The organism is Rothia sp. 27098_8_27, from assembly GCF_041432805.1.
Lineage (GTDB): Bacteria > Actinomycetota > Actinomycetes > Actinomycetales > Micrococcaceae > Rothia > Rothia mucilaginosa.
Genome location: NZ_JAPWAJ010000001.1, coordinates 355,353 through 369,318, shown reverse-complemented (window position 1 = coordinate 369,318; position 13,966 = coordinate 355,353). Strand labels below are relative to the sequence as shown.

Annotated in this window: 12 protein-coding genes; all 12 read left to right on the top strand. The window is 60.0% G+C overall.

The genetic code is table 11. The annotated features are described in order from the left end of the window. Positions 1 to 109: 109 nt before the first annotated feature. Positions 110 to 517: an endonuclease domain-containing protein gene (locus O3675_RS01400; protein ID WP_371570457.1), complete on the top strand. Its 408-nt coding sequence runs from the start codon at positions 110 to 112 to the stop codon at positions 515 to 517. Positions 518 to 776: 259 nt separating this feature from the next. Beyond that, positions 777 to 2,549, top strand: a complete 1,773-nt coding sequence (aspS, locus tag O3675_RS01395) for an aspartate--tRNA ligase (protein WP_044150411.1) — start codon at positions 777 to 779, stop codon at positions 2,547 to 2,549. A 191-nt stretch (positions 2,550 to 2,740) separates the two neighbouring features. Further along, the gene (locus O3675_RS01390) at positions 2,741 to 3,268 is read left to right on the top strand and encodes an adenylate kinase (protein WP_049356861.1); all 528 of its coding nucleotides are present in this window, start codon (positions 2,741 to 2,743) and stop codon (positions 3,266 to 3,268) included. A 121-nt stretch (positions 3,269 to 3,389) separates the two neighbouring features. Then, positions 3,390 to 3,824: a D-aminoacyl-tRNA deacylase gene (gene dtd, locus O3675_RS01385; RefSeq protein ID WP_303940704.1), complete on the top strand. Its 435-nt coding sequence runs from the start codon at positions 3,390 to 3,392 to the stop codon at positions 3,822 to 3,824. Positions 3,825 to 4,008: 184 nt separating this feature from the next. Further along, positions 4,009 to 5,508 carry a replication-associated recombination protein A gene (locus O3675_RS01380; RefSeq protein WP_371570454.1) on the top strand — a complete coding sequence of 500 codons (1,500 nt, stop codon included), beginning with the start codon at positions 4,009 to 4,011 and terminating at the stop codon, positions 5,506 to 5,508. A gap of 698 nt (positions 5,509 to 6,206) precedes the next feature. Then, on the top strand, positions 6,207 to 6,839 hold the full coding sequence (gene rpsD / locus O3675_RS01375; protein ID WP_005508739.1) for a 30S ribosomal protein S4: 633 nt from the start codon (positions 6,207 to 6,209) through the stop codon (positions 6,837 to 6,839). A gap of 305 nt (positions 6,840 to 7,144) precedes the next feature. Further along, a complete protein-coding gene (locus tag O3675_RS01370) occupies positions 7,145 to 7,591 on the top strand; it encodes a DUF948 domain-containing protein (protein ID WP_005505916.1) in 447 nt (148 codons plus the stop codon). Further along, the gene (locus O3675_RS01365) at positions 7,591 to 8,085 is read left to right on the top strand and encodes a hypothetical protein (RefSeq protein ID WP_005508736.1); all 495 of its coding nucleotides are present in this window, start codon (positions 7,591 to 7,593) and stop codon (positions 8,083 to 8,085) included. The genes O3675_RS01370 and O3675_RS01365 overlap by 1 nt, the downstream gene beginning before the upstream one ends. A gap of 132 nt (positions 8,086 to 8,217) precedes the next feature. Beyond that, complete coding sequence (gene alaS / locus O3675_RS01360; RefSeq protein WP_371570451.1) at positions 8,218 to 10,905, top strand: alanine--tRNA ligase; 2,688 nt, start codon at positions 8,218 to 8,220, stop codon at positions 10,903 to 10,905. A gap of 2 nt (positions 10,906 to 10,907) precedes the next feature. Continuing rightward, complete coding sequence (gene ruvX / locus O3675_RS01355) at positions 10,908 to 11,471, top strand: Holliday junction resolvase RuvX (RefSeq protein WP_012903482.1); 564 nt, start codon at positions 10,908 to 10,910, stop codon at positions 11,469 to 11,471. Then, entirely contained in the window at positions 11,468 to 12,661 is a 1,194-nt protein-coding gene (gene mltG / locus O3675_RS01350) for an endolytic transglycosylase MltG (protein WP_371570448.1), read from the top strand. The genes ruvX and mltG overlap by 4 nt, the downstream gene beginning before the upstream one ends. 254 nt (positions 12,662 to 12,915) lie before the next feature. Then, the gene (locus O3675_RS01345) at positions 12,916 to 13,851 is read left to right on the top strand and encodes a shikimate dehydrogenase (RefSeq protein WP_371570446.1); all 936 of its coding nucleotides are present in this window, start codon (positions 12,916 to 12,918) and stop codon (positions 13,849 to 13,851) included. The last annotated feature ends 115 nt before the right edge of the window (positions 13,852 to 13,966 follow it).

Here is a 13,966-nt window from a genome sequence, read left to right as displayed (position 1 = left end):
TACACCCGTCATGGCGACAACGGTGGCTCGAACGTTGCAGGATTGCGCTCGCACTATGCCATTTCGGGAGGCGGTGGTCCTCGCTGACTCCATCATGCGGCGGGGGCTAATGGAACCCCACGAAGTTATCGAGACTCTGCTGAACCTCACCGGGTACGGCGGTTCCTCCGGGCGCGCTCTGGCGCAGGCAGTGGATGCATCCAGCGAGTCGGCTGGTGAAAGCCTCACCCGGTGCCTACTCATGGAACACAGGCTACCCCTACCTGTAACGCAGTACCCGATTTTGTGCGAGGGCCGTAACTATCGGGTGGACTTCGCCTGGCCCGAGGCGCGGGTGATTCTCGAGTTCGACGGCGAACAGAAATATGTGGACCACCCCGGCAGGGACCGCTCCGAGGCAGCCCGCGACCGCGCACTGACCCGCACCGGGTGGACGGTCGTGCACCTAACCTGGGCTGATATTTTTCAGAAAGAGCGGGAAGTCATCACCCATCTTCGGGGACTGCTCATGCGATAAGACTAACGCTACAAATTTCGACCATAGGTTAGTGTCTTCTGCCATGGTTTTTAACTACGACAGAAGACACTAAACCATGGCACAAACCCGCATCCCGCCTCCGCGCCCCATTTTCTGGTGCCTGACTTGCCCCGACCCGCCATCGACCTGCCCGGAGGGGATACAATATATGAGGCGCACGCAGTGTGCGCATATCATCAACCGCGTGTACCCGGCTACTGTCTATAGTCGTGAGGTGCCCGCTATGAAAGGAATGTCTGTGCTTCGCACTCACACCAACGGCGAGCTGACCGCCGCAAATATTGGAGAGACTGTTACCCTGACCGGTTGGGTGGCTCGCCGCCGCGACCACGGTGGTGTCGCTTTCGTTGACCTGCGTGACCGTGAGGGTGTCACGCAGTGTGTTTTCCACAATGAGGCTGATTTTGAGCACCTGCGCAACGAGTATGTGCTGCGTGTGACCGGTCTGGTGACTAAGCGCCCGGAGGGTAACGAGAACCCGAACCTGGCGACTGGCGAGATTGAGGTTGAGGTGTCCGCCGTTGAGGTGCTGAACACTGCCGCTCCGCTGCCTTTCCAGATTGACGAGCACGTTGAGGTGGGTGAGGAGGCGCGCCTGCGCTACCGCTACCTGGACCTTCGCCGCCCGGAGCCGGCTCGCATCATGCGCCTGCGTTCGGACGCGAACCGTGCGGCACGCAACCTGCTGGCTGAGGACGGCTACATTGAGGTTGAGACCCCGACCCTGACCCGTTCGACCCCTGAGGGTGCGCGTGACTTCCTGGTGCCGGCTCGTCTGGCTCCGGGTTCTTGGTATGCTCTGCCGCAGTCCCCGCAGCTGTTCAAGCAGTTGCTGCAGGTGGGCGGTATTGAGAAGTACTACCAGATTGCTCGTTGCTACCGTGATGAGGATTTCCGTGCGGACCGTCAGCCTGAGTTCACTCAGCTGGACATTGAGGCGTCGTTCGTTGATCAGGAAGACATCATTGAGCTGGGCGAGCGCATCGTTGAGGCTGTGTGGAACCTGATTGATGTGAAGGTTCCCCGCCCGATTCAGCGCATGACCTACAAGGATGCGATGGAGAAGTACGGTTCGGACAAGCCTGACCTGCGTTTTGGTCTGGAGCTGACTGAGCTGACCGAGTACTTCAAGGACACCACTTTCCGCGTGTTCAAGGCTCCTTACGTGGGTGCTGTTGTGATGCCCGGTGGTGCTTCTCAGCCTCGCCGTACCCTGGACGCTTGGCAGGAGTGGGCGAAGCAGCGTGGCGCTAAGGGCCTGGCGTACGTCCTCATTCAGGAGGATGGCGAGCTGACCGGTCCGGTTGCTAAGAACATTACCGACGCTGAGCGTGCTGGCCTGGCTGAGGCTACCGGCGCGAAGCCCGGCGACTGCATCTTCTTCGCTGCTGGTGAGGCTAAGGCTTCCCGCGCGCTGCTGGGTGCTGCTCGTGTTGAGATTGGTCACCGTACCGGCCTGATTAAGGACGGCGAGTGGTCCTTCGTGTGGGTTGTTGACGCTCCCATGTTTGAGTCTTCTGCTGAGGCTACTGAGTCCGGTGACGTGGCTCTGGGTCACTCCGCGTGGACTGCTGTGCACCACGCGTTCACCTCCCCGAAGCCTGAGTTCATGGATACTTTCGACACTGACCCGGGTTCGGCTCTGGCGTACGCTTACGACATTGTCTGCAACGGTAACGAGATTGGTGGCGGTTCGATCCGTATTCACCGCCGTGACGTGCAGGAACGCGTGTTCGCTGTGATGGGCATTGGTGAGGAAGAGGCTCAGGAGAAGTTCGGCTTCCTGCTGGATGCGTTCAAGTACGGCGCACCGCCCATGGGTGGTATTGCGTTCGGTTGGGACCGTATTGTGTCTCTGCTGGCTGGCGTTGATTCGATCCGCGAGGTTATTGCGTTCCCGAAGACCGGTAATGGTTTTGATCCGCTGACTGCGGCTCCTGCACCGATTACTCCGGAGCAGCGTAAGGAAGCCGGCGTTGATTTCAAGCCGAAGAAGAAGGACGAGGAGTAATTCTCTAGTCTTTGGTCGTGCGCCCCGTAGGGGGTGCGGGCCTGTGCGGCGTGAACCCGGTGGGCGTTGAGTTGTGCCGGGGTTGCCGTTGAGGGTGGGCTGTGTATTCTGCTGGTGCAGGGTCGCAGCCCACCTTTTGTATCAACTGGTGTGCGTGCCGATTTGTGTACTAACCAAAGGGGGAGGGGAGCATGCGTATTCTGATTGCCGGCCCGAGCGGTAGCGGTAAGACGACGTTCGCGGCGCGGTTGGGGCGCCTCCTGGACATTCCGCACACGGAGATGGATTCGTTGCATTGGGGTCCGAACTGGACTCCGCGCCCTAGTTTTGAGGCGGATGTTCAGACACTCATTGAGCAGCCTGCGTGGATTACGGAGTGGCAGTATCCGCAGGTGCGCGGCCGTCTGCTGGAGCGTGCGGATGTGGTGATTTACCTGCGCTATAGCCGTGCGGTGGTCATGTGGCGTGTGGTTCGCCGGACGGTGCGCCGTGCGGTGACGGGTCAGAGGCTGTGGGCTGATAATGTGGAGCCGCCGCTGAAGAATATTCTGCGCGACCCGGACAACATGATTCGGTACACGTGGAGGAGCTACCCGCACGTCGGGGAGTTGCTGGCGGAGGCTCGCGGGCAGCATCTACAGAAGCGTTTTATTGAGTTTCGTACCCCGCGGGCGGCGAACCAGTTTTTGCGTGCCGTGCAGCTGCGCGGCGTGCTCTGAGGCTGTTGCTTCTAGAACTGCGGCTCCCCTAAACCAGCCGCGTCTAAACCAGCCGCCGAGAGTGGTGTCGAAAGAGATGTTTGAGCCCGGCGAGGGCCGGCTCCATGATGAAAGGTGAACGATGCGAGTAGTTATTCAGCGCGTGACCCGCGCGGCGGTGCGCGTGGCGGGTGAGACGGTCGGCGCGATTGACCAGCCCGGCTACCTGGTGCTGGTCGGTATTACGCACGGTGACGGTGCGGCGCAGATTGCGAAGCTTGCCGATAAGACCGCGAACCTGCGCCTGCTGGAGGGGGAGAAGTCCCTGCTCGATGAGGGCGCACCCGTGCTGGCGGTTAGCCAGTTCACCCTCTACGGGGATGCGAAGAAGGGCCGCCGCCCCTCCTGGTCTGCCGCGGCCCCGGGCCCGGTGAGCGAGCCGCTGTTCAACGACTACGTTCAGGCGCTGCGCGGCCACGGCCTGCACGTTGAGACCGGCGTGTTCGGTGCGGACATGCAGGTGGAGCTGGTCAATGACGGCCCGGTGACCCTGATTCTCGATAGTGAGACCCTCTAGGCCGGCGCTTTCGATAGGTTAGTGGATTGTCCCGGGGTTTAAAGCCTTGCCCCGGGGTTTAAAACCCACGGCGAAGACACTAACCTATCGAAAACCCGTGTGGTGTCACGCCGCGAGCTAAATCCGCAGCTGTATACCCACACCCCGTACCCGCCTCCAGATTGTGAAACGATAGAGTAAGACTATGGCTGATTCCCTCTTTGATCTTGAGTTGCCCGATGACGGGGACCGCGTGAGCCTGATTGGTGCGCCCGCTGAGGAGCCCGCCTCCTCGCGTGCCTCTGCGTCGCGTGCGCGCTCTGCCCGTTCGGCGTCTCGTGCGCCGTTGGCGGTGCGTATGCGTCCGCGCACGATTGATGAGGTCCTCGGCCAGGAGCATCTGCTGACTCCGGGTGCGCCTCTGCGCGTGTTGGCGGGGGAGAACGCCGGCCCGGCTGGCCCGTCCTCGGTGATTTTGTACGGCCCTCCGGGTACGGGTAAGACCACTCTGGCGCATGTGATTGCGCGCGCGCCGGGTCGTAAGTTCGTGGAGCTTTCGGCGATTACTGCGGGCGTGAAGGATGTGCGCGCGGTCATGGATCAGGCGCTGCTCGACCGCGACATGTACGGCACGACCACCGTGCTCTTCCTCGACGAGATTCACCGTTTCACGAAGGCTCAGCAGGATGCGCTCCTGCCCGGTGTGGAGAACCGCTGGGTGATTCTGGTGGCGGCTACGACGGAGAACCCGTCGTTCAGCATTATTTCGCCGCTGCTCTCGCGCTCGCTGCTGTTGCGGGTTCATTCGTTGGAGCAGTCCGATATTGAGCAGCTGATTGACCGTGCGTTGGCTGACCCGCGCGGTTTTGATGGTGCGGCGGTTATTGATGCGGATGCGCGCGCCCACCTCGCGGCGGTTTCCGGAGGCGACGCCCGCCGCTCCCTGACCTCCCTGGAGGCGGCGGCTGCGATTGCCTTTAGCGAGGCCGAAGCTGCGGGAAATGCCCCCGCAGAAACCGGTGCCGAAGAGGCCGAACCTGCCGCGCCCGTGCGCATCACCCTGGCGCACGCTACGGAGGCGGTGGACCGCGCCGCGATCCGTTACGACCGTTCGGGCGATCAGCATTATGACGTGGTGAGTGCGTTCATTAAGTCCATGCGCGGCTCTGACGCGGACGCCGCGGTGCACTACTTGGCGCGCATGTTGGAGGGCGGCGAAGATCCGCGTTTCGTGGCGCGTCGCATCATGATTTTGGCGAGTGAGGATATTGGTTTGGCTGATCCGCAGGCGTTGCAGGTGGCGACAGCTGCGGCGCAGTCGGTGGCGCTGGTGGGCATGCCGGAGGCGCGTATTATCCTCTCGCAGGCGGTGATTTATTGTGCGCTCGCACCGAAGTCGAACGCGGCGTATAACGCGATTAACCGTGCGATTGCGGATGTGCGTGCGGGTGCTTCGGGTCAGGTTCCGGTGCATTTGCGTGATGGTCATTATGCGGGGGCTAAGCAGTTTGGTCACGGCGTGGGGTATGTGTATGCGCATGATGAGCCGGGGCATGTGGCGGCGCAGCAGTACCTGCCGGATACTCTGCGCGGTACGGTCTACTACGAGCCCACGCAGCACGGTTTTGAGCGTACGTTGACGGAGCGTCGTGAGCGTATTCGCCGTATTTTGGATGCGGCTCCGGTGCAGGATACGGCCCGTTAGCTTACGTGGCTCCCATCGAGCCGTCTACTACTTTGAGTGCTGACCACCGGGGGAGTGGTGCGCCTCGGCAGGAAAGCAACCGTATAGAGCAAGCAACCGTATAGGGCTGAGCGCATACAGAAAGCGGTGCGTAGTACCTCGGTAGTACTGCGCACCGCGTCAGAGTTTTGAGTTGTGATAGACGTCTTGACTATCGGCCTTCCCGGAAGGGCGGACGCCAAGCTTGTTATGGTTTCTAGTCTAGGCGATATGGGGGTCTGATTCAAGCTATTCCCATAAAGACACAGGTTAAAAATAACGAAATGATTACAATCCCACATCTCGGCGCCGCAATTTTTCGGAGAATTCGCATCTAAATAGCGCTGACGGGTGCAAATATTTTCTGTGGGGGTCGTGTGGGTAAGTATTAAAAACCCACACGCACAGTGATTTGAACCAAAGATTTCCCAAAAGGCTGGTAAAGCCCGGGTGCATCCGGTAAGCTTGACGGGTCTGGCAATTACTATGCCCGCATTCGTGCGAGCGTCAGTAATGTAGCTGCGGGGTACTCTGCCCCGAGCTCTCCGCCCCACCGCCGTACAGCAACGACCGAACCGGTCGCGTACGGATCCCGGCGGGGTCAACCGAGGAGGCCAGTATTCAACAGACTGAGGCCCCACCCGTGAGGGTGCAGGAGCCTCACATATGAAAGGTAGATTGTGGCTAAGCACAACCGCACCCGCCGTACCGTGCGTCAGTCCCGTGCCCTGGGCATTGCACTGACCCCGAAGGCAGAAAAGTACCTCGAGCGTCGTCCTTACGGCCCCGGCCAGCACGGCCGTGCCCGCAAGAAGGCTGACTCCAACTACGCTACCCAGCTGAAGGAAAAGCAGCGTCTGCGCGCTCAGTACAACATCCGCGAGGCACAGATGCGCCGCGCATACCTCGAGGCAAAGCGTACCGAGGGCCAGACCGGTAAGAACATGGTCGAGCTGCTCGAGACCCGCCTCGACGCTCTGGTTCTGCGTGCAGGCTTCGCCCGCACCATTGCACAGGCACGTCAGATGGTTGTTCACCGTCACATCATGGTTGACGGCGTTCGCGTGGACCGCCCCTCGTTCCACGTCAAGCCCGGCCAGCTGATCCACGTTCACCCCAAGGCTGAGAAGACCACCCCCTTCCAGGCTGCGGCTGCAGGTGAGAACCAGGCAGTTCTGCCCGAGGTTCCCGCATACCTGAACGTTGAGATCGAGAAGCTGCACGCAAAGCTTGAGCGCAAGCCCAAGCGCGAAGAGATCCCCGTGATCTGCGACGAGCAGCTGGTCGTTGAGTACTACTCGCGTCTGGCATAATCTCGATTTTTCGAGAAGCAACCCGTCCTGCACCGTTCGGTGGGGGCGGGTTGTTCCCGTTTAACTCGCGGGTTTTCGGGGTATATACACTACAGGGCTGTGGCGCTGCGGAACCTGTGAATCTTCCGTCGCTGGGAGTTTCATGAGAGTTTAGGGGGCGCTTGAAGGATTTTTCGACTAAAATAGGGGATTGAACTGTGTATACAGTCCTGAACTGTATGCACAATCCGGCTGTACGCCACGGTGGCGTCCAGCTTTGTACGACTATTGATAAGCATCATGCATTGAGCGGAATGGGGTTATAGATGACCGGCGGAGATATTGCGGGCCTGATTGCAGCAGGAGTTTTTGCGATTCTGGTGGCTCTTCTTGCGCTACCCATTATTCGCCTGACCAAGGTGTTTGATGAGCTTATCGTGACGATTCGTTCGCTGAACCAGAGCACCGGCCCCCTCATCGAAGAGGTGACCCGCACTGTGGTGACCACCAATGAGCAGCTGGAGAAGGTTGACGACATCACCTCGAACGTTTCGGATGCGTCCGCGAACGTTTCTGCGCTGTCCTCGCTGGTGACCTCGACTGTGGGTCAGCCGCTGATTAAGGTTGCGTCCTTCTCGTACGGTGTGCGTCAGGCGTTCCGCGGCGGTAAGTCCGGCGATGCGCACGGCACCGCTGGTAACACCGGCAACACCCACGCTGGCGGCCAGTACGGTTCGGCACAGTCCTCTTACTCTGCAGGCGGTGAGAACTAATGGGTCTGCTTCGTTCAGCTCTTCTGCTCGGCGCCGGCGCGGCGGTTGGTTACTTCGCTTCCAGGCGTGCCGCCTCCGAACCTGCTCAGCGTACCCCCGGCAGCGCCCTGCTCATGCGTGAGCACGGTGAGCTTGCCCTCAACCCGGAGTCTCAGATGGGAAAGTTCTTCGATTCGCCGATTGGCAAGCCCCTGCAGCCGTATGCGTTGCGTGCTGTTGAGTTCGCCGCCCGCGTGCGTGAGGGCATGCAGGAGAAGGAGATGGAGCTCAACGCTAAGGTGGAGCGCCAGAAGCAGGATCTGCGTCCTGGCTCCCTGGATACGTGGGACCGCCAGATGAGCTCGGCTGAGATTGAGTCCACGAACCGCCGCCTGGCTGAGCGTGAACTCATTGAGGTGGAGGCTGAGATTGCCTCCTTGGAAGAGGCGCAGAAGCGAGCGCGTGAGCAGCGTATTGCGCGTGACCGTCAGCTCGGTGACGGCTTCTTCAACTAGGTTTTTAAAGGTGGTGCTTTTGTCCGTTAACCACGGTACGAGACTGGCTCGATTAGCCATTTTGCTCTCGGGCAGGCACCATAGGTCAGTAGACTAATTTAGAATTTCGCACAGATTACTCTAAGGAACGAGATGCTCTCACAGGAGATTTCCAAGCGCTGGATCGATTTCTTCGCTTCCCGCGGCCATACTGTGGTGCCTTCGGCATCGCTGATTTCGAACGAGCCCGGCGCTATGTTCACCATCGCCGGTATGGTGCCGTTCATTCCCTACTTCCTGGGCCGTGAGACCCCTCCGTTCTCCCGCGCGACCAGCGTGCAGAAGTGCATCCGCACCCTGGACATTGAAGAGGTCGGTAAGACTGCGCGTCACGGTACCTTCTTCCAGATGGCTGGTAACTTCTCCTTCGGTGATTACTTCAAGGAGCAGGCGATTCCGTTTGCTTACGAGCTGCTGACCACCCCTCAGGATAAGGGCGGTTTCGGCCTGGATCCGGAGCGCCTGTGGGTCACCATTTATGAGGGTGACGATGAGGCCTTCGACATTTGGCACAACAAGGTGGGCTTCCCGGCTGAGCGTATTCAGCGTATGGGCATGAAGGAAAACTACTGGTCCACCGGTCAGCCCGGCCCCGCAGGCCCCGACTCGGAGATCTTCTACGACCGTGGCCCCGCCTACGGTAAGGAAGGCGGCCCGGCGGCTGACGATGACCGTTACATTGAGATTTGGAACCTCGTGTTCATGCAGTACCAGCGTGGCGAGGGCATCGGTAAGGATGACTTCGAGATTCTGGGTGATCTGCCGAAGAAGAACATCGATACCGGTCTGGGCGTTGAGCGTCTTGCCATGCTGCTGCAGGGTGTTGAGAACTTCTACGAGACCGACCAGGTTCGCCCCGTTCTGGACGCTGCTTCTAAGCTGTCCGGTAAGAAGTACCACGGCTCTGAGTCTGCTGAGGACGAGGGCTACGAGGATGACGTGCGTATGCGCGTGGTGGCTGACCACATCCGCTCTTCGCTGATGTTGATTGCTGACGGCGTGACCCCCTCCAACGAAGGTCGCGGCTACATTCTGCGCCGTCTGATGCGCCGTGCGATTCGCGCGATGCGTCTGCTGGGCGTAACTGAGCCCTGCCTGCCCGTGCTGTTCCCGGCTTCGAGTGATGCGATGAAGGGTGCGTTCCCGTACGTTGCTGACGACTTCGAGCGTATTTCCCGTATTGCGTACGCTGAGGAGAAGGCGTTCCTGCACACCATTGAGACCGGTACTGAGCGTCTGGAAGAGGCTGTTGCTGCCGCTAAGAAGGACGGCTCCAACGCTGTTTCTGGTGCTGAGGCGTTTGCTCTGCACGACACCTACGGCTTCCCGATTGACCTGACCCTGGAGATGGCTGCTGAGGCTGGCGTGAAGGTGGATGAGAAGTCCTTCCGCGAGCTGATGGCTGAGCAGCGTCACCGTGCGCAGGCTGACGCTAAGGCGAAGAAGGGCGCGTTTGCTGACCTGTCCGAGCTGCGTAAGCTCGTGGATGAGCGTGGCTCCATCTTCACCGGTTACACCGAGCTGCGTACTGAGACTAAGCTGCGTGCAATCCTGGTGGACGGCGTTTCCGTGCCCGCCGCTAAGGCTGGCGACAAGATTGAGGTTGTCCTGGACGAGACCCCGTTCTACGCGGAGGCTGGTGGCCAGGCAGCTGATACCGGTGTTATTACCGGCAACGGTTTCATCATTGACGTTCAGGACGTTCAGCAGCCCGTGAAGGGTCTGAGCGTTCACCGCGCCGTTGTGCGTGAGGGTGAGGTTCACACCGGTGCCGATGTTGTGGCACAGGTTGATGTTCAGCGCCGCCGCGACGGTGAGAAGGCACACTCCGGTACCCACATCATTCACGCTGCCCTGCACCAGGTGCTCGGCAACGAGGCTACCCAGCGTGGCTCTTTCAACAAGGAAGGCTACCTGCGCTTCGACTTCGCGTGGGGCGAGGGCCTGTCTGAGTCCGCTAAGCGTGAGGTTGAAGAGGTTGCTAACCTCGCTATCCGCGATAACCACGAGGTGATTACTCGTGAGATGCCGATTGCTGAGGCTAAGGCTCTGGGCGCTATGAGCCTCTTCGGCGAGAAGTACGGCGACGTGGTGCGTGTTGTTGAAATCGGCGGCGAGTTCTCCCGCGAGCTGTGCGGTGGTACCCACGTTGGTTCGTCCGCTGAGATTGGTTCGCTGTCGCTGCTGACCGAGAGCTCCGTGGGCTCCGGCAACCGCCGCGTCGAGGCCCTGGTGGGTCTGGACTCCTTCAACCACCTGGCAGCTGAGCGTACCCTGGTGAACCAGCTGACCGGCCTGATGAAGGTTCAGTCTTCCGCTGATCTGCCGGAGAAGATTAACCAGACTCTCGCTAAGCTGAAGGCTGCTGAGAAGGAACTGGCTCAGCTGCGCCGCGAGAAGCTGCAGGCTGAGGCTGGCAAGCTGCTGGAGAACGCACAGACCATCGGTTCTGTTCGCGTTCTGGCGCATGACGCTGGCGAACTGGACGCTAACGGCGTTCGTGAGCTGGCTCTGGATCTGCGTTCGCGCTTCGGCTCCGAGGCTGCGGTTGTCGCTGTGGTGGGTGTGGCTAATGGCCGCCCCGTCGTCCTGGTGGCAACCAACGAGGGTGCTCGCGAGGCTGGCGTGAAGGCTGGCGCTCTGGTCCGCGTCGCTGCCGGTGTTCTCGGCGGCGGTGGCGGCGGTAAGGACGACGTCGCTCAGGGTGGTGGCCAGGATGCATCCAAGATTGGTGCTGCACTGGACGCTGTCCGCGACGCTATCGCACAGGCTCAGGCCTAAACATGGCAGAATTCCAGCGCGGAGTGCGGATGGGTGTCGATGTGGGTAACGCCCGCGTCGGCACCGCCCTCAGCGACCCCGACGGTATTCTCGCCACCCCGCTCAAGACGCTGCGCCGCGACGCGAAGAAGAACTCTGACCGCCGTGTTTTGCGTAAGCTGATTGAGGTGAACGAGGTGGTGGAGGTTTTCGTCGGGCTTCCGAAGACCATGCGTGGTGGGGATTCTCCCTCCACGGAGATGGCTCGGGAATACGCTCAGGCTCTGCGCTCCGAGCTGGATGCCGAAGAGAAAACACACATTAACATTTGGCTGGTGGATGAGCGACTCACCACCGTGAGCGCTCACCGTGCACTGCACGAGGCTGGGGTTTCCAGCCGAGATTTCAAGACTATGGTTGACCAGGTGGCGGCTGTGAACATTTTGCAGTACAGCCTGGATGCCCTCAAGGCGGGGCAGTCCGTAGCCGGGTACAAGGTGAGCGATCCGGCCCACGAAGAAAACCGACCGTCCGAGTCAGAAGGGACCACGGTCGGTGCCGTCAACGAAACGGAGAACCTTCAGTGACCGAACAGAATAAACATCCCGAAGAGAGCGGGCTCGACCTCTTTAGGCCGACAGCCGAGGATGAACGTAAGGGCATCACCGGCATCACGATGGAACAGGAAATCGTGTCGGTGGCTACGTTGCGTGCGCGTAAGCGCCGCCGCCGCGCCATCATGCTGAGCGCTATTTCCTTGTTTGTGGTGGCTCTGGTCATCATTTCGGGTGCCTTGATTACTCGCTATGACCCGTTCAAGACTCGTGACTACTCGGGTGGCGGCAATGGTACGACCGTGACCTTCACGATTCGTTCCGGCCAGTCCACCGCGCAGGTGGCGCAGGAGCTTGAGGCGGCGGGCATCATTGCTGATGCTGATAAGTTCGTTGAGGTGTACACCAAGGAGAGCAAGGGCAAGTACCTGCAGCCTGGCACCTACGAACTGCAGCAGCACATGAGCAGCTCGAGCGCGATTACGACCATTATCGAGGCGAACAGCAACGTACTGTACCTGGCGATTCCGCAGGGTAAGCGCGTGAGCGAGACCATCGATCTGATTGTTTCTGGCTCCGATGGCGCGTTCACCCGCAAGCAGGTTGAGGACGCGGTCAGCAACTACACCCAGTACGGTGTGCCGAGCAACTTCCCCTCGATTGAGGGTTGGCTGCACCCGGGTGAGTACCGCTTCCCGAAGGGCACCGACATCAAGAAGGTCATTCAGACCATGGTTGATAAGACCAAGGCTGACCTGAAGGAAGCCGGCGTGAGCGGCGATCAGAAGATCTTTGAGGTTCTGACCATCGCCTCCATCGTGGAGCTTGAGGCTCAGCCGAAGGACTACGTGGCGGTTGCAGGCATCATTGAGAATCGTCTGAACAACCCCGATGGTGAGACTTCGGGTCTGATCCAGTCGGATGCGACCGTGACCTACGGTCTGGGTGTCCGCTCGTACCACCTGACTGAAGAGCAGAAGGCCGATAAGAGCAATAAGTACAACACTTATGCGAATAAGGGTCTTCCGAAGGGTCCGATTGGTTCCCCGCAGCTGGCTTCGATTAAGGCTGCTGCGGCTCCTGAGAAGAACCCGTACTACTACTGGGTGACTGTGGACCTGGATTCCGGTGAGACTAAGTACTCCCGCACGTATGCTGAGCACCAGCGTTACGTTGAAGAGTACAACCAGTGGTGTTCTAAGCACCCGAACCGCTGTAGCTAAGTTGTAGCTCATTGGTTTAGCTGGTAGCTACGATTTGGTAGCTTCGGCGTGAAGGTTCCTTGCTGAGGCGGGTACCGCCTCCACGAGAGTGGGGGAGGTGCCCGCCTTTGCTGTACCCGAATATTGGTTTGTCCCTTAAAATGGGTAGAGTGCGCCCATGAACGCGGGTTCGTGGCGTGCGTGTCCGCAAGCCCGCAAGCCCCGAGCGTTGAGTGTTGAGAGCGTTCCCCAGCGTTGAGAGCGAGAGAGTATCGATGAAGACTGAACCGTACCGTGAGGCCCCGTATCTTCGCCGCGCCTACGTGCTGGGGCACCCTATTGCGCATTCGCTGTCGCCTGCGCTGCATCGTGCCGCGTATGACTTTTTGGGTGAGCAGAATTTGGGTTATAAGCGCCGCGATACTCTGCCTGATGATTTGCCGGCGATTATGCGCGGGGTGCGCCACCCGGACGGTACGGAGGACGCCCCGTATATTGCGGGCCTGTCGGTGACGATGCCGTTGAAGACCGCCGTCATCAAGTATTGCGATGAGCTGAGTGAGACTGCCCGAGTGACCGGTGCGGTGAACACGGTGTATCCGCGCGGTGAGAAGGTGCTGGGCGATAACACGGATGTGATCGGCATCGTAAACGCGCTGCGCCACGCCGGTTTGGAGCCGGAACCGCTTAAGGATTCTGCCGCGATTGTGGGCGGGGGAGCGACCGCTATTTCCGCCCTGACCGCACTGCATCAGCTGGGGTATTCCCGTGTGAGCGTGTACGCCCGTTCGCTGCATAAGCTCGGTAGCGTGCAGGAGGCAGCGGACCGCCTGGGCGTTCAGCTGGAGCAGGTTTCCCTTGCTGATTTGCCGCAGAACCTTGCGGAGCGCGGTCATCACCCGGTGGTGTCTACTCTTCCTGCCCATGCGGCGGATGAGTGGGCGAGCCAGCTGAGCGGGCTGAAAGGTGCCTCCGCAACGCACCAGCCGGTACTGCTCGATGTTGCGTATAACCCGTGGCCTTCGGTGCTGGCGAGTGCCTGGGAGGCGAACGGTGGCACGGTGGTTTCTGGCCTGGAGATGCTGCTGTATCAGGCGGTGGAGCAGGTGCTGCTGTTCACCGGCCGTGAACTGCAGCCCGCCGAACTGCTGGGTCTAATCAATGCGATGTGCGCGGCGGTTGATCTTGCGCCTCGTGCTTCCGTTTCGTGAAAAAAGCGTGCTTTCACTCGCTCAGTAAACAGGCATTTTATACACTATTTATACACGTGAAGAATTATTATTCCTTCCTCCTGCGCTGCGGTGCGGGTGCGATGAAAAGAGGTTA